The 22,700-nt window shown below is 59.4% G+C and carries 25 protein-coding genes and 5 tRNA genes; 20 read left to right on the plus strand and 10 right to left on the minus strand.

Going from position 1 to position 22,700, the window contains the following annotated elements; all coding sequences use genetic code 11:
* Window positions 1-13: 13 nt before the first annotated feature.
* The 5 genes from pilV to thiO all read left to right on the plus strand — a co-directional run bounded on the left by pilV (window position 14) and on the right by thiO (window position 3,324).
* Window positions 14-499 (plus strand): type IV pilus modification protein PilV, encoded by a 486-nt coding sequence (gene pilV / locus E3O56_RS16675; RefSeq protein ID WP_032877971.1) that lies wholly within the window; start codon window positions 14-16, stop codon window positions 497-499.
* Window positions 496-1,203 carry a prepilin-type N-terminal cleavage/methylation domain-containing protein gene (locus E3O56_RS16680; protein ID WP_248128575.1) on the plus strand — a complete coding sequence of 236 codons (708 nt, stop codon included), beginning with the start codon at window positions 496-498 and terminating at the stop codon, window positions 1,201-1,203. Before pilV ends, E3O56_RS16680 begins: the two co-directional genes overlap by 4 nt.
* 5 nt (window positions 1,204-1,208) lie before the next feature.
* Entirely contained in the window at window positions 1,209-1,739 is a 531-nt protein-coding gene (locus E3O56_RS16685; RefSeq protein WP_032877967.1) for a PilX N-terminal domain-containing pilus assembly protein, read from the plus strand.
* A gap of 11 nt (window positions 1,740-1,750) precedes the next feature.
* Window positions 1,751-2,152: a type IV pilin protein gene (locus tag E3O56_RS16690; protein WP_032877965.1), complete on the plus strand. Its 402-nt coding sequence runs from the start codon at window positions 1,751-1,753 to the stop codon at window positions 2,150-2,152.
* 62 nt (window positions 2,153-2,214) lie between these two features.
* Window positions 2,215-3,324 (plus strand): glycine oxidase ThiO, encoded by a 1,110-nt coding sequence (gene thiO, locus E3O56_RS16695; protein WP_032877963.1) that lies wholly within the window; start codon window positions 2,215-2,217, stop codon window positions 3,322-3,324.
* On the opposite strand, the gene E3O56_RS16700 is transcribed toward thiO, so the two are convergent.
* The gene (locus E3O56_RS16700; RefSeq protein ID WP_005784659.1) at window positions 3,311-3,544 is read right to left on the minus strand and encodes a PP0621 family protein; all 234 of its coding nucleotides are present in this window, start codon (window positions 3,542-3,544) and stop codon (window positions 3,311-3,313) included. The genes thiO and E3O56_RS16700 overlap by 14 nt on opposite strands.
* A 127-nt stretch (window positions 3,545-3,671) precedes the next feature.
* Window positions 3,672-4,697, minus strand: coding sequence for an outer membrane protein assembly factor BamD (locus E3O56_RS16705; RefSeq protein ID WP_005784660.1), 1,026 nt, complete (start codon window positions 4,695-4,697; stop codon window positions 3,672-3,674).
* A 149-nt stretch (window positions 4,698-4,846) separates the two neighbouring features.
* On the opposite strand from E3O56_RS16705, the gene rluD reads away from it, so the two are divergent.
* The 7 genes from rluD (at window position 4,847) to E3O56_RS16740 (ending at window position 9,940) form a co-directional block, all read left to right on the plus strand.
* The gene (gene rluD, locus E3O56_RS16710) at window positions 4,847-5,809 is read left to right on the plus strand and encodes a 23S rRNA pseudouridine(1911/1915/1917) synthase RluD (protein WP_005784662.1); all 963 of its coding nucleotides are present in this window, start codon (window positions 4,847-4,849) and stop codon (window positions 5,807-5,809) included.
* Window positions 5,806-6,531: a peptidoglycan editing factor PgeF gene (gene pgeF, locus E3O56_RS16715; RefSeq protein ID WP_248128576.1), complete on the plus strand. Its 726-nt coding sequence runs from the start codon at window positions 5,806-5,808 to the stop codon at window positions 6,529-6,531. The genes rluD and pgeF overlap by 4 nt, the downstream gene beginning before the upstream one ends.
* A 135-nt stretch (window positions 6,532-6,666) precedes the next feature.
* A complete protein-coding gene (gene clpB / locus E3O56_RS16720) occupies window positions 6,667-9,231 on the plus strand; it encodes an ATP-dependent chaperone ClpB (RefSeq protein WP_005784667.1) in 2,565 nt (854 codons plus the stop codon).
* Window positions 9,232-9,526: 295 nt separating this feature from the next.
* A tRNA-Asn gene (locus E3O56_RS16725) sits at window positions 9,527-9,602 on the plus strand.
* Between the two features lie 9 nt (window positions 9,603-9,611).
* A tRNA-Pro gene (locus E3O56_RS16730) sits at window positions 9,612-9,688 on the plus strand.
* A gap of 5 nt (window positions 9,689-9,693) precedes the next feature.
* Window positions 9,694-9,769 (plus strand) — tRNA-Lys (locus E3O56_RS16735).
* 94 nt (window positions 9,770-9,863) lie between these two features.
* A tRNA-Pro gene (locus tag E3O56_RS16740) sits at window positions 9,864-9,940 on the plus strand.
* A 178-nt stretch (window positions 9,941-10,118) separates the two neighbouring features.
* Here the strand turns inward: E3O56_RS16740 and E3O56_RS16745 are convergent.
* Genes E3O56_RS16745 through E3O56_RS16755 form a run of 3 tightly spaced genes read right to left on the minus strand, consistent with a single transcriptional unit; the run spans window position 10,119 to window position 12,334 of the window.
* Window positions 10,119-11,417, minus strand: a complete 1,299-nt coding sequence (locus tag E3O56_RS16745) for an NAD(P)/FAD-dependent oxidoreductase (protein WP_078820261.1) — start codon at window positions 11,415-11,417, stop codon at window positions 10,119-10,121.
* A gap of 60 nt (window positions 11,418-11,477) precedes the next feature.
* Entirely contained in the window at window positions 11,478-11,651 is a 174-nt protein-coding gene (locus tag E3O56_RS16750) for a DUF3094 family protein (protein WP_005784671.1), read from the minus strand.
* Between the two features lie 53 nt (window positions 11,652-11,704).
* A complete protein-coding gene (locus E3O56_RS16755; RefSeq protein ID WP_003188431.1) occupies window positions 11,705-12,334 on the minus strand; it encodes a DUF1780 domain-containing protein in 630 nt (209 codons plus the stop codon).
* A 274-nt stretch (window positions 12,335-12,608) separates the two neighbouring features.
* Between E3O56_RS16755 and E3O56_RS16760 the strand changes: the two genes are divergently transcribed.
* Both E3O56_RS16760 and E3O56_RS16765 read left to right on the plus strand, forming a co-directional pair.
* The gene (locus tag E3O56_RS16760; protein WP_148853443.1) at window positions 12,609-13,298 is read left to right on the plus strand and encodes an energy-coupling factor ABC transporter permease; all 690 of its coding nucleotides are present in this window, start codon (window positions 12,609-12,611) and stop codon (window positions 13,296-13,298) included.
* A 66-nt stretch (window positions 13,299-13,364) separates the two neighbouring features.
* A complete protein-coding gene (locus E3O56_RS16765) occupies window positions 13,365-13,580 on the plus strand; it encodes a hypothetical protein (RefSeq protein WP_003171680.1) in 216 nt (71 codons plus the stop codon).
* Here the strand turns inward: E3O56_RS16765 and yacG are convergent.
* Genes yacG through E3O56_RS16785 form a run of 4 tightly spaced genes read right to left on the minus strand, consistent with a single transcriptional unit; the run spans window position 13,577 to window position 16,465 of the window.
* A complete protein-coding gene (yacG, locus tag E3O56_RS16770; RefSeq protein ID WP_003188437.1) occupies window positions 13,577-13,777 on the minus strand; it encodes a DNA gyrase inhibitor YacG in 201 nt (66 codons plus the stop codon). The genes E3O56_RS16765 and yacG overlap by 4 nt on opposite strands.
* Complete coding sequence (gene coaE, locus E3O56_RS16775) at window positions 13,774-14,397, minus strand: dephospho-CoA kinase (protein ID WP_148853444.1); 624 nt, start codon at window positions 14,395-14,397, stop codon at window positions 13,774-13,776. The genes yacG and coaE overlap by 4 nt, the downstream gene beginning before the upstream one ends.
* The gene (locus E3O56_RS16780; RefSeq protein ID WP_282446885.1) at window positions 14,394-15,260 is read right to left on the minus strand and encodes an A24 family peptidase; all 867 of its coding nucleotides are present in this window, start codon (window positions 15,258-15,260) and stop codon (window positions 14,394-14,396) included. Before E3O56_RS16780 ends, coaE begins: the two co-directional genes overlap by 4 nt.
* On the minus strand, window positions 15,257-16,465 hold the full coding sequence (locus E3O56_RS16785; RefSeq protein WP_248128577.1) for a type II secretion system F family protein: 1,209 nt from the start codon (window positions 16,463-16,465) through the stop codon (window positions 15,257-15,259). The genes E3O56_RS16780 and E3O56_RS16785 overlap by 4 nt, the downstream gene beginning before the upstream one ends.
* A gap of 199 nt (window positions 16,466-16,664) precedes the next feature.
* Here E3O56_RS16785 and E3O56_RS16790 point away from each other — a divergent pair, with 199 nt between their 5' ends.
* The 3 genes from E3O56_RS16790 (at window position 16,665) to E3O56_RS16800 (ending at window position 17,670) form a co-directional block, all read left to right on the plus strand.
* Window positions 16,665-17,078 carry a pilin gene (locus E3O56_RS16790; RefSeq protein ID WP_005784685.1) on the plus strand — a complete coding sequence of 138 codons (414 nt, stop codon included), beginning with the start codon at window positions 16,665-16,667 and terminating at the stop codon, window positions 17,076-17,078.
* A 63-nt stretch (window positions 17,079-17,141) separates the two neighbouring features.
* Window positions 17,142-17,214 (plus strand) — tRNA-Thr (locus E3O56_RS16795).
* Between the two features lie 150 nt (window positions 17,215-17,364).
* Entirely contained in the window at window positions 17,365-17,670 is a 306-nt protein-coding gene (locus E3O56_RS16800) for a DUF6388 family protein (RefSeq protein ID WP_248128578.1), read from the plus strand.
* Between the two features lie 74 nt (window positions 17,671-17,744).
* Here E3O56_RS16800 and nadC read toward each other — a convergent pair whose 3' ends face one another.
* Window positions 17,745-18,593 (minus strand): carboxylating nicotinate-nucleotide diphosphorylase, encoded by an 849-nt coding sequence (nadC, locus tag E3O56_RS16805; protein WP_248128579.1) that lies wholly within the window; start codon window positions 18,591-18,593, stop codon window positions 17,745-17,747.
* A 245-nt stretch (window positions 18,594-18,838) separates the two neighbouring features.
* Here nadC and E3O56_RS16810 point away from each other — a divergent pair, with 245 nt between their 5' ends.
* From E3O56_RS16810 to ampE, 3 genes are all read left to right on the plus strand, one after another.
* Complete coding sequence (locus E3O56_RS16810; protein ID WP_103734649.1) at window positions 18,839-20,992, plus strand: DUF1631 domain-containing protein; 2,154 nt, start codon at window positions 18,839-18,841, stop codon at window positions 20,990-20,992.
* A gap of 61 nt (window positions 20,993-21,053) precedes the next feature.
* The gene (gene ampD / locus E3O56_RS16815; protein ID WP_005784693.1) at window positions 21,054-21,617 is read left to right on the plus strand and encodes a 1,6-anhydro-N-acetylmuramyl-L-alanine amidase AmpD; all 564 of its coding nucleotides are present in this window, start codon (window positions 21,054-21,056) and stop codon (window positions 21,615-21,617) included.
* On the plus strand, window positions 21,614-22,450 hold the full coding sequence (gene ampE / locus E3O56_RS16820) for a regulatory signaling modulator protein AmpE (protein WP_032877836.1): 837 nt from the start codon (window positions 21,614-21,616) through the stop codon (window positions 22,448-22,450). Before ampD ends, ampE begins: the two co-directional genes overlap by 4 nt.
* Window positions 22,451-22,700: the final 250 nt, after the last annotated feature.

The following is a 22,700-nucleotide window of genomic DNA, read 5'->3' on the forward strand; positions in this document are numbered from 1 at the left end:
GATGACGACGGTAATGCCTGCCCGCCCGAATCGATTTTTCCTGCGCTCCGCGCATCGGCACCAATCCGGCATGACGCTGATCGAGGTGCTGATAGCGCTGTTGATCCTGGCTGTCGGCCTGATGGGCGCTGCAATGCTTCAGCTCAACGCGCTCAAGTACACCGACAGTGCCAGGATGATCAGCCAAGCCAGCTTTATCGCCTACGACATGCTCGACCGAATTCGCGCCAATGCTGGTGCGGATTACACGTGGGGGAGGGACGAGTCGGGGCCGCCCAACACTTCGGCCGCCAGTGTGCGCGACCTGGACCTGCACGATTTCGAGGCCAATATCATTGGTTTTGCTGGCAAGGATGCCAAGGGTTCCGTGGCGGTAAGCGGGCATGAGGTCACCATCAGCATCAGTTGGGAGGATCGCCGCTCAGCAGGCACCCCAGAAGCACGGGAAACCTTCACGCTGACCAGCCGAGTCACCAGTGAGCAGGGAGCCTTGCAATGAATCGTCATGTCCGAGGTTTCAGCCTGGTGGAGTTGTTGCTCGCACTCGCCGTCGGGCTGGTGCTGGTGTTGGGGGTGAGTCAGGTGCTCATAAGTTCACGATTGACTCACGACAGCCAGCAGGCCGCCATGGTGCTGCAGGATGATGCGCGGCTTGCCCTGGGCAAGATCACACAGGACATTCGTCAGGCAGGCATGTTGGGATGTTTGGCCGCGACCGTTATCGACAACGCCCCGGCTGCCTTCGATCGACCGATAAGCTGGGACGCGTCTGGAAGTTCAAGGTCGCTGACGTTGGTCACCGCGTACGTCGGTGACGGCGCTGGCAAGCCCGACTGGACGGTGTTGTCCGACTGCAAGGAGGCGGCCCATGCGTATGAGGGGGCAGCGCCTGCCGCCGCCCCTGGCCTGATCCGCTTTGGCGTACGCCAGCTTACCTACACCTATGAATCGGGCCAGTTGAAGGTCAGTACTCCGGCAGCACCGGCAAAGGCGGTACTGATTGATAACGTGCGTGCATTCGACATCAGTTTTGGCTTGGCGGCTGAGCCTGCATCAATGGTTGTGGTGCGTTACGACAGCCATTCGGCTGACAGTTCTTTGGTACGTAGTGTGCGTATCTCCATGACTCTGCAAGACCCAACTGGGCGGGTTAAGGATCAGACCTACAGTGTCGTCGCGGCGCTGCGAAATCGGTTGGGTTAGGGGCGATGTCGATGCTTGGCGGTATTCGGGTACGGCAGAACGGGATGGTGCTGCTGATCAGTCTGGTATTCCTGCTGTTGTTATCGCAGCTGGGGCTGTCGTCGATACAGGGGGCGGTCGCCCAGCAAAAAGTCGCGAGTAGCCTGTGGCAGCGTAATCAATCCTTTCAGTCTGCTGAGAGCGGTTTGCGGCTGGGGGAGTCGGTTGTGCAGAGGGGCGGCCCTGCGATGCCTGTGTGCAACTCGGTTATTACGTGTGTACCGCCCAATGAAGCATTTTCCTTGACTGGCGCAGGGGCAAACCCTGTCTCAGCGGTCACCTGGTTGGCCTTGAGGGGTGGGTTTTATGGCGTTCAATCCCTGGGGGAAGGAGCAGGGCTGGCTCATTTGCCGCCCGATACACGGGCAGCGCTCTTTCGCATCACTGCCGTGGGCCTTACAGGCCAATCGCGCACGGTGCTGGAGTCGGTTTATGCACGGGTGGAGGAGGGCGGCAACGTCAGGTTTCGACGGATTTCATGGCGGCAACTTCAATAAGGAGCAATGGGATGGGCATGGATAGCCAGGGCTTTACCCTGATGGAGTTATTGATCGCCGTGGCGATCGTTGCGTTGTTGGCCGGCATTGCGTATCCCGGGTACATCGGCCAGGTAAAAAAGGTGTATCGCGCGCAAATAGTCGCGTTGCTGAGCGAGCAAGCCCAGCACCTGGAGCGCGCATATACCAGAAACGGCACTTTTATTGATGCGGGCGGCGCCATTGCGGGTAACGATCACTATAGAATCAGTGTGATTTTAAACCCCCAGGATTTCGACTTGCTCGCTACGCCTGCCGTGGACTCAGTCATGGCGGACGACGCGTGTGCAGCTTTCAGCTTGAGCAGCACCGGTATGCGAAGCAACCCGGGAGCGGCGCCTGAAATGTCGCGCAAAGTCTGCTGGGGGCAGTGATGAGAGTGCTTGAAGAGTGGGCGCCGGGCGCGCCTTTCCCTGTTTATCGGCGGGATCAGATGATGGCAAAGCAACAGCAAGTGGTGATTGTCGGCGGCGGAGTAATCGGGCTGTTGACGGCGTACAACCTTGCCAGAGAAGGGCGTGCAGTCATGCTGCTGGAGCGTGTGGGGCTTGGGCAGGAGTCTTCCTGGGCGGGTGGCGGAATTGTCTCACCGTTGTATCCATGGCGTTATAGCCCGGCCGTGACTGCCTTGGCCCATTGGTCCCAGGATTTCTATCCGCAGTTGGCACAGCGCTTGTTTGCCGCAACCGGTGTCGATCCCGAGGTTCATACCACGGGTTTGTACTGGCTTGACCTGGATGATGAGGCTGATGCATTGGCCTGGGCTGCGCGTGAAGGGCGGCCATTGAGCAAGGTGGATGTGTCCCAGGCTCATGATGCCGTGCCGGCGCTGGGAGGCGGCTACTCCCGGGCGATCTACATGGCCGATGTGGCCAATGTGCGCAACCCTCGCCTGGTTAAATCCTTGAAGGCGGCGCTGCTGGCGTTGCCGGATGTGACGATTCACGAGCACTGCGAAGTGTCGGGTTTTGTGCAGAACAACAATCGCGTGGTGGGGGTGAACACTGCTACGGGACCGGTTTTTGCCGATCAGGTGGTGCTCGCCGCCGGGGCCTGGAGCGGGCAGTTGCTGAGCACACTGGGCATGACCCTTCCCGTGGAGCCGGTCAAAGGCCAAATGATCCTGTACAAGTGCGCGTCCGACTTTTTATCCAGCATGGTCTTGGCCAAGGGGCGCTATGCAATCCCCCGCCGCGATGGGCACATTCTGATTGGAAGCACATTGGAACATGAGGGGTTCGACAAGACGCCGACCGAAACTGCGTTGGCGAGCCTCAAGGCGTCTGCGGTTGAACTGATCCCCGCCTTGGCGGACGCCGAGGTGGTCGGGCATTGGGCGGGGTTGCGGCCCGGTTCGCCGGAAGGTATCCCCTATATCGGAGAGGTTCCCGGCTTTCAGGGCTTGTGGCTCAATTGCGGGCATTACCGCAATGGCCTGGTACTCGCACCGGCTTCCTGCCAGTTGTTCGCCGACTTGCTGTTGGGGCGGGCTCCGATCATTGATCCGGCGCCTTATGCCCCGGCAGGTCGCCTCAACGCTGGATAGACTTCGGCCCTTGTTCCAGGTGCGCCTGGGTGCAGTACCACTCCTGGCGCGAACTCAGTGCGCGATCCTGCGGCAGGTGCACGCCGCAGTGGGCGCATCGCACCATCAGCGCTGCGTTCGGCTCGGCAGGTCGTTGCTGGCGGGCTGCAGGGTTTTTGAATTTGCGCCAGAACCATACCGCGGCAGCAATGACGGCAATCCAGAACAGTAGACGAAGCATGATGGGCAGTTTCTCGACAAGGAATGCGCCAGTTTAGCCAAGCTGGCCACAGGCGCACAGCGCAATAAATACTCGCTCATAAAAAAGGGAGCTCCTTCAGAGCTCCCTTTTGCGTTGCGTCGAACAATCAGTCGAACACACCGAAGGTCATGTAGCTGAACCACGAACGGTCTTCGTTGTTGCCAAGGGCCTGCGGCTCCTCTTCTTCGATAACGTCTCCGTTCTCGTCGTGAGGCTTGAGGTCCGAAGGGATGGCATCCTTGGCGTCCTGGTACTGCTTGATCACGTCCTGGTTGGCGCGGGTTTCACCCGGCGGCAATGGCGGACGAGACTCGATCAGGCCCAAAGTGTACTTGCTCAGCCACGAACGGTTGTCGGCTTCGGCAACCTGAGGCACGAACTGGCCATCTTTCAGGCTTGGGTGATCTGGGTAGTTGAGCTTCAGGGTTTCCAGGCTGGTGGTCGCCAGGGTGTCCAGGTGCAGACGCTGGTAAGCCTCGGTCATCACCGCCAGGCCGTCGCCCACGGATGGGGTTTCCTGGAAGTTCTCCACAACATAGCGGCCACGGTTGGCGGCAGCTACGTAGGCCTGACGGGTCAGGTAGTAGTGGGCCACGTGGATTTCGTAGGAGGCCAGCAGGTTGCGCAGGTAGATCATGCGCTGCTTGGCGTCCGGCGCGTAGCGGCTGTTGGGGTAGCGGCTGGTCAGCTGGGCGAACTCGTTGTAGGAGTCGCGTGCAGCGCCCGGGTCACGCTTGGTCATGTCCAGCGGCAGGAAGCGCGCCAGCAGGCCAACGTCCTGGTCGAACGAGGTCAGGCCTTTCATGTAGTAGGCGTAGTCCACGTTCGGGTGCTGTGGGTGCAGGCGGATAAAACGCTCGGCGGCGGACTTGGCAGCTTCCGGCTCGGCGTTCTTGTAGTTGGCGTAGATCAGCTCCAACTGGGCCTGGTCGGCATAGCGGCCGAATGGGTAGCGCGACTCCAATGCCTTCAGCTTCGCTGTGGCGCTGGTGTAGCTATTATTGTCCAGGTCTGTCTGAGCTTGCTGGTACAGCTCGACTTCGCTCAGGTTTTCGTCGACGACGTCCTTTGTTGACGAGCAAGCAGCAGTCATGGCGAGGATGGCGATCAGCAGCAGGTGTTTCACTTGCATGGCGGCTTGCGTCCCTATGACGGCCGCTGTCTTGGGCGGGGCCGTCCTGTTATGATGAGCGCCCCGTTGAAAGCCTCGGGGCAAAAGACGCCGTATTTAACCACAAGCGCGCAGCCGAAACCAAAGGCTGTGCCACGCCTAGTCTGAGCATGTCCGATAAAATTGAACTTCGCGCAGAGGTGCCGTCCGAATTGGGCGGCCAACGCCTCGATCAAGTCGCCGCACAATTATTCGCTGAGCACTCGCGCTCGCGCCTTTCCGCCTGGATCAAAGACGGCCGCCTGACTGTGGATGGAGCGGTTATCCGCCCGCGAGACATAGTTCATGGCGGTGCGATTCTTGAGCTGACTGCCGAGCAGGAAGCCCAGGGAGAATGGGTCGCCCAGGACATCGAGCTGGATATCGTCTATGAAGACGACGACATCCTGGTCATCAACAAACCCGCTGGCCTGGTGGTTCACCCGGCTGCCGGGCACGCTGATGGCACTTTGCTCAATGCCCTGTTGCACCACGTCCCGGACATCATCAATGTCCCGCGCTGCGGCATCGTGCACCGTCTGGACAAGGACACCACCGGTTTGATGGTGGTGGCCAAGACCATTCAGGCGCAGACGCAACTGGTTACTCAGTTGCAGAGTCGCAGCGTCAGCCGGATCTACGAGTGCATCGTGATCGGTGTGGTGGTGGCCGGGGGCAAGATCAACGCCCCGATTGGTCGCCATGGCCAGCAGCGCCAGCGTATGGCGGTGATGGAAGGTGGCAAGCAAGCCGTCAGCCACTACCGTGTGCTGGAGCGTTTCCGCTCCCACACCCATGTGCGGGTCAAGCTGGAAACCGGGCGCACCCACCAGATTCGCGTGCACATGGCGCATATCAACTTCCCGTTGGTCGGCGATCCTGCCTACGGTGGGCGCTTCCGTATTCCGCCGGCGGCAAGCCAGACAATGGTCGAGTCGCTGAAGTCCTTCCCGCGTCAGGCACTGCACGCACGCTTCCTGGAACTGGATCATCCGACGAGCGGTAAGCGCATGAGTTGGGAATCGCCACTTCCAGACGACCTGGTCTGGTTGTTGTCGCTGCTCAAGCAGGATCGTGAGGCGTTTATCGGATGAGTGACTGGCTGATTCCTGACTGGCCCGCGCCGTCTCAGGTCAAAGCCTGCGTCACGACTCGTGCGGGCGGTGTCAGTCTGACGCCGTTCGACAGCCTCAACCTGGGCGATCACGTCGAGGACAGCCTTGAGGCCGTCCTTGAAAATCGCCGTCGTCTGAGCAGCGCCTTCGATATCCAGCCTGCCTGGTTGCGCCAAGTCCACGGTACTCACGTGGTTGAGGCCGATCCAGGCCTTACCGTCGAGGCAGATGGCAGTTGGACCAGCACCCCCGGCATCGCCTGCACATCCATGACCGCCGATTGCCTGCCTGCGCTGTTCTGTAATCGTGCGGGTACCCGGGTTGCCGCAGCCCATGCCGGTTGGCGTGGCTTGGCGGCTGGCGTGCTGGAGGCCGCATTCGAAAGCCTGGATACTGCTCCTGAAGACGTCCTGGTCTGGCTCGGCCCAGCCATTGGCCAGCAAGCCTTTGAGGTCGGCCCGGAGGTACGTGAAGCGTTCATGCAGCAACTGCCGGCCACCGCTGAAGCCTTTGTTCCCAGCCACAATCCCGGCAAGTTCATGGCCGACATCTACCAGCTGGCGCGCCTGCGTCTGGCAGCAAACGGTGTCACCGCTGTATATGGTGGTGGTTTTTGCACCGTGACCGATACACGCTTCTTTTCTTATCGCCGCAGCCCGCGTACGGGCCGATTCGCCTCCCTTATCTGGCTTGAACGCTAGACTGTCCTGACCTGTATCAACAGTCCGCCGCTTGAAACCCCCAGAATCCACCCCATCTATAAGGGTATCTGGCAGGTTTCTTCATTCAGGATGTGTTTGTTCATAGCTCCGGCCTGCTCAAAAGGAAGGTGACTAATGCGTATTGATCGTTTAACCAGCAAATTGCAGTTGGCCTTATCGGACTCCCAATCCCTGGCGGTCGGCCTCGACCATCCGGCGATTGAGCCGGCACACTTGATGCAGGCGCTCCTGGAGCAACAAGGTGGTTCTATCAAACCCTTGTTGATGCAGGTGGGCTTTGACATCAACAGCCTGCGCAAGGAGTTGAGTAAAGAGCTCGACCAACTGCCGAAAATTCAAAACCCTACCGGCGACGTGAATATGTCCCAGGACCTGGCGCGCCTGCTCAATCAGGCGGACCGCCTGGCCCAGCAGAAGGGTGACCAGTTCATCTCCAGCGAACTGGTGCTGCTCGCCGCCATGGACGACAACAGCAAGCTCGGCAAATTGTTGCTGGGGCAGGGCGTGAGCAAGAAAGCCCTGGAAAACGCTATCAACAACCTGCGTGGCGGCGAGGCCGTGAACGACCCCAACCATGAGGAGTCGCGCCAGGCCCTGGACAAATACACCGTCGACCTGACCAAGCGTGCAGAAGAAGGCAAGCTCGACCCGGTGATTGGTCGTGACGATGAGATTCGTCGCACCATCCAGGTCCTGCAGCGTCGCACCAAGAACAACCCGGTGCTGATCGGTGAGCCTGGCGTGGGTAAAACCGCGATTGCCGAGGGCCTGGCCCAGCGCATCATTAATGGTGAAGTGCCGGACGGCTTAAAAGGCAAGCGCCTGTTGTCCCTGGACATGGGGGCCTTGATCGCCGGTGCCAAGTTCCGTGGTGAGTTCGAAGAGCGACTGAAATCCCTGCTTAATGAATTGTCGAAGCAGGAAGGCCAGATCATTCTGTTTATCGACGAACTGCACACCATGGTTGGTGCCGGTAAAGGCGAAGGCTCCATGGATGCTGGCAACATGCTCAAGCCGGCCTTGGCGCGGGGCGAGTTGCATTGCGTCGGTGCGACCACGCTCAACGAATACCGTCAGTACATTGAAAAGGATGCGGCCCTTGAGCGGCGTTTCCAGAAAGTGCTGGTGGAAGAGCCAAGCGAAGAAGACACCATCGCGATCCTGCGTGGCCTGAAAGAACGCTATGAGGTCCACCATAAAGTGGCGATCACTGATGGCGCGATCATTGCGGCGGCCAAGCTGAGTCATCGCTACATCACCGATCGTCAGTTGCCGGACAAGGCCATCGACCTGATCGACGAAGCGGCCAGCCGCATTCGCATGGAGATCGACTCCAAGCCGGAAGTGCTCGACCGCCTGGATCGGCGCCTGATTCAACTGAAAGTAGAATCCCAGGCGTTGAAGAAGGAAGAGGACGAGGCAGCGAAGAAACGCCTGGAAAAACTTCAGGAAGAAATCGTCCGTCTGGAGCGTGAGTATTCGGACCTCGAAGAAATCTGGACCTCGGAAAAAGCCGAAGTACAGGGTTCGGCGCAGATCCAGCAGAAAATCGAGCAGTCCCGTCAGGAGCTGGAAGCCGCGCGTCGTAAAGGCGATCTGAGCCGCATGGCTGAGTTGCAATATGGTGTGATTCCGGACCTGGAACGCAGCCTGCAGATGGTCGACCAGCACGGCAAGCCTGAAAACCAGTTGCTGCGCAGCAAGGTGACCGAGGAAGAAATCGCCGAAGTGGTCTCCAAGTGGACCGGCATTCCAGTCTCGAAAATGCTCGAAGGCGAGCGCGACAAACTGCTGAAAATGGAAAGTTTGTTGCATCAGCGCGTCATCGGTCAGGAAGAGGCGGTGGTGGCGGTATCCAATGCGGTACGGCGTTCCCGTGCCGGCTTGTCCGACCCGAACCGTCCAAGCGGCTCGTTCATGTTCCTCGGCCCGACCGGCGTAGGTAAGACTGAGCTGTGCAAGGCCCTGGCCGAGTTCCTCTTTGATACTGAAGAGGCCATGGTACGCATTGATATGTCCGAGTTCATGGAGAAACACTCGGTGGCTCGCCTGATCGGCGCACCACCAGGCTATGTGGGCTACGAGGAGGGCGGTTACCTGACCGAGGCCGTGCGACGCAAGCCTTACTCGGTGATCCTGCTGGATGAGGTCGAGAAGGCGCACCCGGATGTGTTCAACATTTTGCTGCAGGTGCTGGAAGATGGTCGCTTGACGGACAGCCACGGGCGTACGGTGGACTTTCGCAATACGGTGATCGTGATGACCTCCAACCTGGGCTCGGCACAGATCCAGGAACTGGTGGGGGATCGCGAAGCCCAGCGCGCAGCGGTGATGGACGCCTTGACCACCCACTTCCGCCCGGAATTCATCAACCGGGTCGACGAAGTGGTGATCTTCGAGCCTCTGGCACGGGATCAGATTGCGGGTATCACCGAAATCCAGTTGGGCCGCCTGCGCAGTCGCCTGGCTGAGCGTGAGCTCGACCTTGAGCTGAGCGGCGAGGCGTTGGACAAGCTGATCGCAGTGGGCTACGACCCGGTGTATGGCGCACGGCCGTTGAAGCGTGCGATCCAGCGCTGGATCGAGAACCCGCTGGCACAGTTGATCCTGTCGGGCAGCTTTATGCCGGGCACTCGCGTCACGGCAACGGTGAAAGACGACGAAATCGTCTTCCACTGAGGCCAGCGCCCGGTGTAATAACAAGAGGCCTCGCATTGCGAGGCCTTTTTTTTCGATAGGGCGTTGAACTGTAAGGCAAAGGCTTGTAAAGTGCGCCCCGCAGCAACGTCAGCCCACGGGTTTCTTCTCCCCAAGAAGAAATCAGAAAGAAGCGCAAATCATTGTCTTAAAAGCAATTTAAAGGGTTGACAGGGGTTTTTAAGATTGTAGAATAGCGCGCCTCAGAGACGCTAACGTAGCGATACGGACAGGGTCGAAGAGAAGGTTACACAGCAGTAAATTTGAAATATGTAGTTCCGTGATAGCTCAGTCGGTAGAGCAAATGACTGTTAATCATTGGGTCCCAGGTTCGAGTCCTGGTCACGGAGCCAATTTCAAATCGGGGTATAGCGCAGTCCGGTAGCGCGCCTGCTTTGGGAGCAGGATGTCGGGAGTTCGAATCCCCCTACCCCGACCATATTTGGGTCGTTAGCTCAGTTGGTAGAGCAGTTGGCTTTTAACCAATTGGTCGTAGGTTCGAATCCCACACGACCCACCATTTTTGAGACCAGTTCAGGCTGGAATCGAATCTTAAGATCAGAGGCCAAAAGCGCTGATCGAAGAAGGCGACTGAAAGGTCGCCTTTTTTTTACCGGGGTATAGCGCAGTCCGGTAGCGCGCCTGCTTTGGGAGCAGGATGTCAGGAGTTCGAATCCCCTTACCCCGACCATATTAAAAGTCCTCGTATCGAAAGATACGGGGATTTTTTTTGCGCGCGCGAATCTTGAATTCTCCGCAAAACAAATGTGGGAGGGGGCTTGCTCCCGATAGCGGTGGGTCAGCTAAGTATTCATTAACTGACACACCGCTATCGGGAGCAAGCCCCCTCCCACAGGTGTTATGCGTTGTTAGTGGAGTTTGAGGCGCGGTTCTGTGCCTCGCCCAATCTTGCTGCCCAGCATCAGCATCGCCGTGCGGAAGAAGCCGTACAGCGCCATCTGGTGCATACGGTACAGCGACACATAGAACATCCGCGCCAACCAGCCCTCCAGCATCACGCTGCCAGTCAGGTTACCCATCAGGTTACCTACCGCCGAGAACCGCGACAGCGAGATCAGCGAGCCGTAGTCGGTGTACTTGTAGGTCGGCAGATCCTTGCCTTCAATGCGCAATCTCAGCGACTTGGCCAACAACGAAGCCTGCTGATGCGCGGCCTGGGCTCGTGGGGGCACATTGCGGTCGGTGCCCGGTTGCGGGCAGGCGGCACAATCGCCAAAGGCGAAGATGTTTTCATCGCGAGTGGTTTGCAGTGTTTGCAGCACCTGAAGCTGATTGATGCGGTTGGTTTCCAGGCCATCGATGTCTTTGAGAAAACCCGGTGCGCGGATCCCGGCCGCCCATACCTTGAGGCTGGCGGGAATCACTTGGCCGCTGCTGGTAATCAGCGCGTCGGCGGTTACTTCGCTGACCGCCGAGTTGGTCAGCACGGTCACCCCGAGTTTTTCCAGGGTTTTATGCACTGGGCCGCCGATCCGCTCTGGCAGGGCAGGCAATACCCGCGGGCCGGCTTCGATCAGGGTGATATGCATGTTTTCCGGTTTGATGCGGTCCAGGCCATAGGCCGCCAGTTCATGGGCTGCGTTATGCAGCTCGGCGGCCAGCTCCACCCCGGTGGCGCCGGCACCGACGATGGCCACGCTGATTTGTTCAACGGCATCGGTTTGTCCGGCATGGGCGCGCAGGTAGTGGTTGAGCAGTTGTTGGTGGAAGCGCTCGGCTTGCTTGCGGGTATCGAGGAACAGGCAATGCTGCGCCGCACCCTCGGTGCCGAAGTCGTTGGTGGTGCTGCCTACGGCAATGACCAGGCTGTCATAGCCCAGTACGCGCGCGGGCACCAGCTCGCGGCCTTCTTCATCGAGGGTGGCGGCCAGCTGGATTTTCTTCTGTTCACGGTCAAGCCCACTCATGCGCCCAAGCTGGAACTCGAAGTGGTTCCATTTTGCCTGGGCGACATAATTGAGTTCGTCTTCCGAAGAATTCAGCGAGCCGGCAGCCACTTCGTGCAGCAGAGGCTTCCAGATGTGAGTCAGGTTGGCGTCCACCAGCGTGATGCTGGCCTTGCCGCGCTTGCCCAGAGTCTTACCCAGGCGGGTAGCCAACTCCAGGCCGCCGGCGCCGCCGCCGACGATAATAATACGATGGGTCATGGGGATATCTCGCAAGGCTAAAAGAAATCGGAGCAGTTACCCCCGCGAGCGCCAGGCAGCTCATAGCGTCAGGTAACTCAATAGGCGGCTCAGCACGCCGAGCCCGATCACCACTACCAGCACCACACAAAGGAGCAGCCATGGCCGGAAAGGCTTGCGTTCGACTCTGTGCTGGGAGAGTTGCAGGTACTCTTGGACATGCTGTTGGTCATCGGGGTTCAGGCGGCTGGTCATAAAGGCCTCGTCAGGTAGACGTTGCAAAAGGGCGCCACGTTACAGCCAAGGGTTCAAAGGCTGATGCCCACATCGAACACTATGCTGCGGCCCAGGTTGTTGCGCAAGAAGTCCGGCGCGTCCGGGTGTGCGAACAGTACGCGCGCGAAGGTTGGCCCCACCAGTGACAGTGAGCGCCAGCCCTGGCGCAGGTATTCGGTTGGCGGCGGAAAGTGGCTGTTGAGGTCCAGCACTTCGCGTTTGAGGCTGGTGAAAGCGATAAGGTCCAGCTCCCCCAGGTCCATGCCGCGTTCTTTGTAGTTATGTGCTTTTTTGCGCAGTGTCGGTGCCAGGCGCAACAAAAACTCATGGGCGGGAATGCGTCGTGGCTTGGCTTCGCGCCGCACCAGTTGGCTCAAAGAGAACGCGCTACGCCTGCGCAGCAATTCATCGCGCCATTCGTCGTTCAGGCGGCGCCCCTCGTCCAGCACGAAAAACACCTCGAAACTGGCGTCGCGAAACAACACATCCGGCGGCTCCTGGCCCGCAGCGTGAAACTCTTCGACGCGGTAGGGCACATTCAAGCCCTGCAGCAGGCGCTGGCAGACCCAACGCTCACGCTCCCATTTGCGGGCATTGGACAGAAACGCATTGGCTTGTTCGGCTGCTACGGTGAGCAGGCGCAAATAATCTGAGTCATCCATATTCCCAGCTTAGCGTTCAAATGATGACCACAGGAAGTCCTGCTTGCACCGAGTTGCTGCTGAAACAGCTGGGTATCTATGCCAGTGAGACCCAAATGTGGGAGGGGGCTTGCTCCCGATCGCAGAGTGCCAGCCAGCACATGTATTGGCTGATAGACCGCTTCGGGAGCAAGCCCCCTCCCACATTTGAATCTCGCTTCGACCCAGACCCATGTTAAAACGCAGGTGTAGACTGCTCACTCGGCAGCAAGTTTTTTGTAGAGGTAGTGCATCTGTGATCAGTGCAGCTGTTCTGGCGCCATCGACCCTCGGCATTGGCTGGCTGTTATATGCGCCGGTGGTGATGTGGGCGACGTTGCGCTCGCCTTGGGTCGAATTGTTCGCCGACCGACGGCGCCAGCATTTGCTGTTCGGTACGGTGTTCGCGTTGTTTATGCTGTGGCTGGTGCGGCGGGATTTCGATACCGGGGTCTCGTACCACTTTATCGGCATGACCGCCGTGACCTTGCTGCTGGATTGGCCGCTGGCAATCGTCGGTGGGTTTGCTGCACAGTTCGGCTTGATGCTGCTGGGGCGCCAGGATCTGGCCGCCCTTGGCGTCAACGGCCTGCTTCTGGTCGGGCTGCCGGTGCTGGTCACCGAAAGCTGCGCGCTGTTGGTCGAACGGGCGCAACCGCGAAACCCCTTTGTGTATATCTTCTGTTCCGGTTTTTTTGCGGCGGCGCTGTCGGCATTGTTGTGCCTGTTGGTCGGCCTGGGCCTGTTGTGGTTGGACGGCCGCTTTGCGATGCCGGAATGGTTGGAGGACTTTGTAGGTTACCTGTGGCTGATCATCTTCCCTGAAGCCTTTATCAACGGCATGGTCGTCAGCGCGTTGGTGGTGTTTTGCCCGGAATGGCTGGAGACCTTCAACCGAACTCGCTATCTCTCGGCCCCCTGGAAGGACGACGATTCAAGGCGTTGATCCAGGTCAAATGCCGGGCACCGGCGCAGGTCCATGCTCTGCAAAATTTTTTCTGGAGCACCGATCATGAGTGTGTACGAGTGGGCACGGCAGGAGTTGCGCAGAAGCCAGGACGCAGCGCAGGAAATCGGTTTTGACCCCGGCTTGACCTTGCGCGCCATGCTCAGTGCGGTGGTGCAGCAAAGCAAGGGTGTACGCAGTTTTGAAGACCTGGCCGACGAGTTGCAATACCTTGCAGAAAACCTCGACGACCAGCAGGAATATGCCTTTATGCGGCCTTAGTGGCGCGGCGGCAGGTCTTCGGAAAACAGTTCATCTTCGGCGTCCGGGGCCACCGGAATCTTGTGTTCTTCAGCGGCCCAGGCACCCAGGTCGATAAGCTTGCAACGGTCCGAGCAGAACGGCCGGTTGAGGTTGGTCGCTTTCCATTCCACGGGTGCACCGCAGGTTGGGCAGTCGACGGTCAAGGGTTGGCTCATGATCGGCCTCCACGCAAAGTAAGGTAAAAGTGGTGCAGTCGCTCGACCTCGCCGTGCAGCCAGGCAAGGTCCTTATCGTTGACCAGCACGTCATCGGCATGGTTCAGGCGGTCTTCGCGGCTCGATTGAGCCTTGAGAATCGCCTGCACCTGTTGTTCGCTGATGCCATCGCGCTGCAGGGTACGCTGAATCTGCAGCGATTGCGGCACGTCGATCACCAGGATGCGCTGGGTCATGCTGTATTGGCCGGACTCGATCAGCAGCGGTGACACCAGGATCGCGTAAGGCGACTGGGCGCGTGCCAGGTGGCTGCGAATTTCCTCGGCAATCAGCGGGTGCAGCAAGGCTTCCAGCCACAAACGTTCTTGCGGTACCTCAAAGATCAGTTTGCGCAGCGCGGCGCGATCCAGCTGGCCGTCGGGTTGCAGCACGCCGTCGCCGAAATGCTCGGCAATGCGCGCCAGAGCCGGCCTCCCGGGTTCGACGACCCAGCGGGCAGCATGATCGGCGTCCACCAGGTCGATGCCCAGGTCGATAAAGTGCTCGGCCGCAGCGCTTTTGCCGCTGCCAATGCCGCCTGTGAGGCCAAGAATCCAGGGTGTTGCGACAGAAGTGGTCATCTGAAACCGACAGACTGCAAATAGAAGTCGGTTATTTGACCACCCCAGAGCAATGCAATCCAGCCGGCAATTGCCAGGCACGGCCCAAAGGGCATCGGCGTCGACGTTTGGGCCTTGCGCAAACGCAGCAGGATCAGCCCTGCAAACACGCCCATCAGTGAGGCCATCAGCAACGTCATCGGCAGGATCTGCCAGCCACCCCAGGCTCCCAGCAATGCCAATAACTTGAAATCGCCATGGCCCATGCCATCCTTGCCGGTGACCAGCTTGAACAACCAGAACACGCTCCATAGGCTCATGTAGCCAATGACCGCGCCCCACAGTGCGTCGGGCAGTGTCGCCAACAGGTCAGCGCTGTTGATAACCAGCCCCAGCCAGAGCAGCGGCAGGACCAGCACGTCCGGCAGCAATTGGTGGTCCAGGTCAATCAGGCTCATGGCCAGCAAGCCCCAGCTCAGCAACATCACCGCAGCGGCTTGCCAGCCGAAGCCGAAATGCCAGGCAACGGCCGCGGTGATCAGCGCGCACGTCACTTCGGTCAGGGGATAGCGGACGCTGATGGGCTCACGGCAATGGGCGCAACGACCCCTGAGCATCAGGAAGCTGAGCAGCGGGATATTTTCCCAGGGCCGAATCGGCTGGTTGCAGCGCGGACAGCAGGAGCTCGGGCGCATCAGGTTGTACACCGGACCGGCGGGCTCGGTTGGCAGGCCAAGGACCTCATGGGCCTGGGCACGCCATTCGCGTTCGAGCATTTTGGGCAGGCGCCAGACCAGCACGTTGATGAAACTGCCGATGATCAGGCCGAGCACCAGTGCCATGCAGGCAAACGCCCAGTGCAGCTCGCTCAGCAGCAGGCTCAAAAGGCCGTACCCAATTGAAAGACCGGCAGGTACATCGCAATCACCAGCGCGCCGACAATGGCCCCCAGGACAACCATGATCAGCGGCTCCATCAGGCTGGTGAGGTTATCGACCAGGGTGTCTACGTCCGACTCGTAGTGGTTCGCGACTTTTTCCAGCATCCGGTCCAGGGTGCCGGACTCCTCTCCAATGGCAGTCATCTGGATCGCCATGCCGGGAAACAAACCGCAGCTGTGCATGGATTGATTCAACTGCATGCCTGTGGATACATCGTGGCGCATACGTTCGATTGCCTGTTTGAAGGGGTCATTGCCGACGGCTCCGGCTACCGAGCCCAGTGCCTGGACCAGCGGGACACCCGCTGCAAACGTGGTCGAAAGCGTGCGGGCGTAGCGGGCGACGGCGGCTTTTTGCAGCAGTTTGCCTGCCAGAGGCGCTTTCAACAAACTCGCTTGCAGCCAATGGCGAAAGCCAGGGTAACGGCGGTAGGCGTGGCGCAGCCCGCCCACCCCCACGGCCAGGCTCAGCACGAGTATCCACCACGCTTGTTGTAAGAACTCGGACAGGGCAATGACCCCCAGGGTAAACCCGGGCAGTTGGCTGTCGACCCCGGCAAACAGATGCTGGAACTGAGGCACGACGTGTATCAACAGCACTGTGCTGACCAGTGTCGCGACTACCAGGACTGCGACAGGGTAAGTCATGGCTTTTTTGATCCTGGCTTTGAGCTGTTGGCTTTTTTCCAGATGAATCGCCACGCGCTCCAGCAGGGTTTCCAGAGCCCCGGCCTGTTCTCCGGCAGCTACCAGGTTGCAGTACAGGTCATCGAAATAACGCGGGTGCAGGCGTAGCGCTGCGGCCAGGTTATTGCCGCTGGCGATCTGTTGTTTCAACGCCTTGACCAGTTCACGCACCTGCTGGTTTTCAAAACCCTCACTGATGATGTCGAAGGCTTGCAGCAGCGGGATCCCGGCTTTGAGCAAGGTCGCCAACTGTCGGGTAAACAGGGCGATATCGGCTGGCAGGATTCGCGGGGTGAAAGCCGAACGTGATCGAGGCCTCTTGCGCACACGCTCGGGGCAGATCCCTTGCTGGCGCAGTTGTGCCTTGATCAGCGCAAGGCTGTCGCCAGCGGTTTGCCCGGTCACCCTGCGTCCTTTGCGGTTGATGCCTTCCCAGGCATAGATCGTTGACGTGTCGTTCATATCGGTTTGCGCACCCGGCAGTGAAGAATTTATAGCGTAGTCAGGTGGCGGATTCGGGGCGGCTGGTGTTATGGGATAAAGTGTCAGAATGTGCGTCTTGCAGGCGATGGGCTTCGTGGTGGTGGGTACACTGGCGCCGTTGCACACTTCGGGGCGCAGGACGCGCCTTGTCATGGTTTTATTCTGGAGAGTGAAAGAGATGCGTCAAAAAGGCTTTACCTTGATCGAGTTGTTGATCGTTGTGGCAATCATCGGCATTTTGGCCACGATCGGTTTGCCCATGTACACCAAGCACCAGGCCAAGGCCAAGTTTACGGCGGGGCTGGCTGAAATCAGCGCGTTGAAGGCCGGTTATGAAGACGTCATCAACCAGGGCACTGTGCCCACTGTGTCGTTGATCGGTGGCAACAGCCCCACTGCCAATTGCAAGATCGACGTGACAGGAGATGTAGCCTCGGGCGCCGGCTCCATCAGCTGTGAAATCCTCGATGCGCCAGCGCCCGTGCTCGGCAAGACCATCACCTTGACCCGCAACGCAACCAGCGGATGGACCTGTGCTACCACAGCGGATCCGCAGTACGTTGCCAAGGGCTGCTCTGCCAACGGCGCGTGATGGCGCCGGGCGGTGAGCGAGTCAGTTGCTGCATGACCAATGCAGTGCTAGCTTTAGCCCACCGCCCGTGTAGCTCAGCCGGTAGAGCAGCGCACTCGTAACGCGAAGGTCGCAGGTTCGATTCCTGTCTCGGGCAAAAGCGCACCACTGCTTCAAAGGCAATGTTTTCAGATGATCCCAGAATGGTTCTGAAGGCCAGACGAGTCGGCATTCGTGCTCGCTCTTTTGTATCTGCGCAACCTTGATGACCCAGATGCATCCCCATTCCTCGATCCAAGAGAACGACATGACCACGACTGAGATGACCCAGGAAGTTCGGCACCAAGCAGCTCTCGAGAAATACCTTGAGGCGACGCCGCAGCTTAAAGAAGAGATCAAGGACCTGAGCGCTGACGACCAGCGCGATCAGATTCAGTGGGCATTCGAGGACGAGGCAGAGAGCCAGAACCTCCAGCCTTGGGAGTTGACCCTCAAGTACACCTCGACACCGGAAGAATTCGAAGCTGCGCGGTTGGCCTTGCATAAAGAGGCGGCCGAGGTGCTGGGCGTCGAATGGGACGAGTACTGCGAGATGAATAATCTTGTAGTTTAAAAGCAGCCGCGAGTTTCAAGCTGCAAGCGGCAAGTTGTCTCGCAGCCTTCTTGCAGCTTGCAGCTGGCAACTACTCAGATACTGAGGCGCATCGACAGATCCACTGCCTTCACATCCTTGGTCATCGCGCCGATGGAGATGAAGTCCACACCGGTTTCAGCGATAGGCAGCAGGGTACTTTCATTGATCCCGCCGCTGGCTTCCAGCTTGGCCTTGCCGGCGTTCAAGCGCACGGCCTCGCGCATGTCTATCAGGCTCAGTTCATCGAGCATGATGATGTCGGCTCCCGCCGCCAGGGCTTCGCGCAACTCATCCAGGTTTTCCACTTCGATTTCCACCGGCTTGCCTGGGGCGATCTTGTGGGCGGCCGTAATCGCCTGGGCAATGCCACCGCAGGCGGCAATATGGTTTTCCTTGATCAGGAACGCGTCATACAGCCCGATGCGGTGATTGTGGCAACCGCCACAGGTGACCGCGTATTTTTGCGCCAGGCGCAGGCCCGGCAATGTCTTGCGAGTGTCCAGCAGCTTGACCTGGGTACTGGCGACAAAGTCCGCGAGGAACTGCGCTCGGGTGGCTACACCTGACAGCATCTGCAAAAAATTCAGCGCACTGCGTTCACCTGTGAGCAGCGAACGTGCCGGGCCTTCAAGGTGGAACAGCGCCTGGTTGGGGCTCACACGTTCACCGTCGGCCACCTGCCAATGCACGGCGACCCGTGGGTCCAGTTGGCGAAATACCGCATCCACCCAGGCCGTACCGGCAATAACAGCCGCTTCGCGGGTAATGATCGTGGCCTTGGCCAGCCGTTCGGCGGGGATCAACTGCGCGGTGATATCGCCACTGCCGATGTCTTCCAGCAGTGCGCGGCGCACGTTGGCTTCGATTTCGGCGGTGAGGTCGGCAAGACGGAGGTTCGGCATAACAGGCTCCACAAACAAAGTGCCTGGATTATAGGGGCTGCGTGCGTTCGAACCCAGCGCGCCGCTCATTTACAACGTAAAGGCAGAGTTTGCTGGCGCAACCCCCCTCATTTGCAAGATAATCTCGCGCCTTTCAATTGGCGTCATAGCTTTGACGTCGAGGTGGTAGCCGGTTTATTTGCAGCGCACTGCCGTGCCTGCCCCGTTCTTTGCCCCTCTCAACACCGCCGTTTCAGGAGGCCAGGATGCACAATGACGGAAAGGTGGTGCCTATCAACAGGGCACAGGCCACGCCATCGCCGCTCGCGCGCCTGCCGGTGGTGTTGCTGCAGGTGCGTGACAAGGCCGCGCAACAATTGCAGCAGGGTTTGCAGGAACTGTTCGATAACGCCGACGACACCCTGTTCGAAATGGCTGACAAGGCCCGAAGCACCGTCGACCATCATATTTTTTTCGAAGCAATGCGCGACCTGCGCCTCAAGCGCAAGAACTTCGAACGCGTGTTCATGGAGCAGCTGTTTGTCGCCTTCGCCAATCTGGGCCAGGCCGGAAGCGGCGATCTGCACCTGGTGCCGGTGGTGTCCTACGAAGCGGTATCCGGTACCAGTGCCGACGATATGGAAAAAGCCGTAGCCCTTGAGGCGATGCTCGGTCGGGTGCGACATCGTGATGGCTTGGCCCTGGGACAGTTAAGCGCGCGCATGAGCCGATTGCTGGGCCGGCGACTGGATGACCATACCAACCCACTGGGTCCGGCACTGCTCTGTGAGTTTTTCCTGCAGGCAGGGCGCAGTCTGGGGGTGGAAATCCGCGTCAAACTTATCATGCTCAAGCTCTTTGAAAAATACGTGCTCAGTGACGCGGACCTGTTGTATGGCGAAGCCAATCAACTGCTGGTCGCCGTTGGTGTACTGCCTGAACTCAAGGCCGTGCCATCCCGTCGTCCCGGCGGGCGCGCCAGCCGGGAACACCAACGCGCCAGCCAGCCGATCGTCGACCCGCCGCTCGATCAAAGCGGCCAGCAAGCGTTCAGCGCATTGCAGAAGTTACTGCAAGCCGTGCGTGGCAGCGTGGCGCCGACCCTCGAAGCCAGTGCCGAGCCGCAACCCATTGCCACCCGTGATCTGCTACGCCTGCTGTCGCATTTGCAGCAGTACGTCCCCGAGCCCGAGGCTGAAGACGATTTCGACCTGCGTAACCAGCTTGAACAGCTGCTCACCCGAGTCAGCGTCAAGAGTGGCAAGTCGCGGGTCCTGGAAGATGCTGACGAAGATGTAATCAATCTGTTCGCTATGCTGTTCGCGTTCATACTCGGTGATAGCAGCGTGCCGGACGCGTTCAAGGGCCTGATCGCCCGTTTGCAGATCCCCTTGCTGAAAGTCGCCGTGCTGGACAAGAGCCTGTTCAGTTGCACGCGCCATCCGGCGCGACGCTTGCTCAATGACATCGCGGGCGCCGTCATGGGCTGGAACCCGCCCGAAGACGCCTCCCGCGATACTCTGTACCTGTGTGTCGAGCAGGTCGTGCAGCGTTTATTGAATGAATTTGTTGAAGACCCGGCGATTTTCTCCCAGCTACTGACCCAATTCAGCGCGTTTACCGCTGATGAATCCAGGCGCAGCGAGTTGCTTGAGCGCCATACCCGAGAGGCCGAGCAGGAGCGCCTGCATACCGAGGCTGCCCGCCAACGTGTGGCGCAGGTGCTTGATCGAAGGCTGGCGGGCAAGGTTCTGCCGCAGTTTGTGGTGCAATTCCTCCAGCAAGCCTGGAGCCAGGTGTTGCTATTGGCCATGCTCAAGCATGGCGGACAGTCGCTGCAATGGCAGGCAGCGCTGCGCACCCTGGATGAGTTGATCTGGAGCGTCGGCCTGCGGGAAGACACCGAAGCGGGCCGGCATTTGCTTGAGCAACTACCCGCGTTGCTCAAGGCGCTGCGTGACGGTTTGGCCGCTGCGGCGTTCGACTCTTTCAGCACCCGTGAATTTTTCCGGCGGTTGCAGACCATGCATGTTCAGTGTCGCGGGGGCGACGGCGCCGAAGTGCTGGTCGAAGTCCGTGAGTCCTTCACGCTTGGCACCGGTGCGCCGTCCGTCGTTGCGCCGCTGCCCGATGATGACCCCGACCTGCTCAAGGCCAGGCAGTTGCAGATCGGCGCCTGGGTAGCGTTTCAGCACGATCAGGAAAACACCCTGCGCTGCAAGTTGACGGCAATCATGCCGCCTACCAATACCTGTATTTTCGTCAGCCGCACCGGGCTCAAGGTTCTGGAAAAAACTACCGACCAATTAGCCCATGCGTTCAAGCGTGGTGTGCTGCGCACGCTGGATGATGGCCTTTTGTTCGAGCGTGCGCTGGCTGCGGTGATGGGCGACCTGCGTCAACTCAAACGCGGCAAGTGATCGCAACCGCAGGGTGGAACGCGGCATACTGGTAACACCTCGTCTCATTTCAGGAGCCTGTATGCAGTTGGACCCCGCCAGCGGTTGGTGCCAGGGCATCCGTCATTGCCCGTCGCCCAATTTCAACGAGCGCCCTGAAGGCGAAATCTCGCTGTTGGTGGTGCATAACATCAGCTTGCCTCCAGCGCAGTTCGCCACGGGCAAGGTGCAAGAGTTTTTTCAGAATCGTCTGGATGTTTCAGAGCATCCCTACTTTGCCGGTATCGACCACCTACGCGTGTCTGCGCATTTTCTGATTGAACGTGACGGCACTGTGACGCAATTTGTCTCGTGCCGGGACCGGGCCTGGCACGCCGGTATTTCCAGCTTCGAGGGGCGCGAGGTGTGCAATGATTTCTCGCTGGGGATCGAACTGGAAGGCACAGACGAACTGCCGTTCACCGATGCCCAGTACGCGGCGCTGACCGAGCTGACGCGCCAGTTGCTCAAGGCTTACCCAAAGATCACTCGCCAACGTATTTGTGGTCACAGCGATATCGCCCCGGGGCGCAAGACTGACCCGGGCCCCGCTTTTGATTGGGCGCGCTTTCTCGGCGCCCTGCAGGATGGAGGACACGAACAATGAGTTTCCTGGTGTTGGTGCTGGCGGTGTGGATCGAGAAGTTCTCGGCCTTGCGCCTGCGGTTGCAGCGCGACGGTGGATGGCTGCGTGAGCTGGCCAAGCTGGAGTCGAGCCCGCGCATGGGCAAGCGACCCTGGCTGATCCTGACGCTACTGGTGCTGCTGCCGGTAGCGTTGCTGGCGCTGTTGTTGTTGGTACTGGAGCCGGTGGCCTATGGCCTGTTGGCGTTACCTGTGCACATGCTGGTGGTGATCTATAGCCTGGGCCGTGGTGATTTATTGGCAGGGCTGGGGCCATTCCGTGATGCCTGGCGGCGTGGTGACCTGCAAGCCGCCGAGCATGTGGCCGAGCGCGACTTGAAGCTTGGCGCCGACAGTGGCGAGCAATTGCTGGAGCGGGTCCAGGGCTATCTGTTGTGGCAGGCATACCAGAGCTTTTTTGCGGTGATTTTCTGGTATTTCCTGCTGGGCCCGGTGGCGGCTTTGGCCTACCGGCTGTTGGCGCTGGCCAGCGAACATAGCCAGAACCCGTTGGTGGCTGAACGTGCCGCGCAGTTGCGTCACGCGTTTGACTGGTTGCCGGTACGCCTGTTGGCGGCGAGCTTTGCTTTGGTGGGCAACTTTGTCGGGGTCAGTCGGGTGATGCTCCACGAACTGCTGAGCTGGGACATCAGCGCGGCGCAGTTGATGGAAAAGGTCGGGCTGGCCGCGGCTGAAATCCCTCCTCCAGTGGTGGGGGCTGACGGCATCAATAGCCTGGATCGGTTGTGGGAGCTGCTGCTGCGTGCGGCGGTGTTGTGGTATGCCGGGTTTGCCATTTGGACTGTGTTGCCCTGAACACTGTGGGAGGTGGGCTTGCCCCCGATGACCACCGGGATCTACACCTCTTGTGGGAGGGGGCTTGCTCCCGATGGCGGCCTTAGGGCCAACCACGATGCTGGATCAGACCGAGTACATATCCGTTGTTTGGGTAACGGCTGCTATTGGTTCCGCTTTTACAGCGGGTCACTTTGGAAAAGAGCCTGTATAGACCGGACACATGGTGGACACATGTGCGGGGACATGGTTGACACATTATGGGCCATAG

Origin of the sequence: Pseudomonas sp. W2Aug9, from assembly GCF_023127755.1 — a bacterium.
In the GTDB taxonomy this organism is placed as follows: domain Bacteria; phylum Pseudomonadota; class Gammaproteobacteria; order Pseudomonadales; family Pseudomonadaceae; genus Aquipseudomonas; species Aquipseudomonas synxantha_A.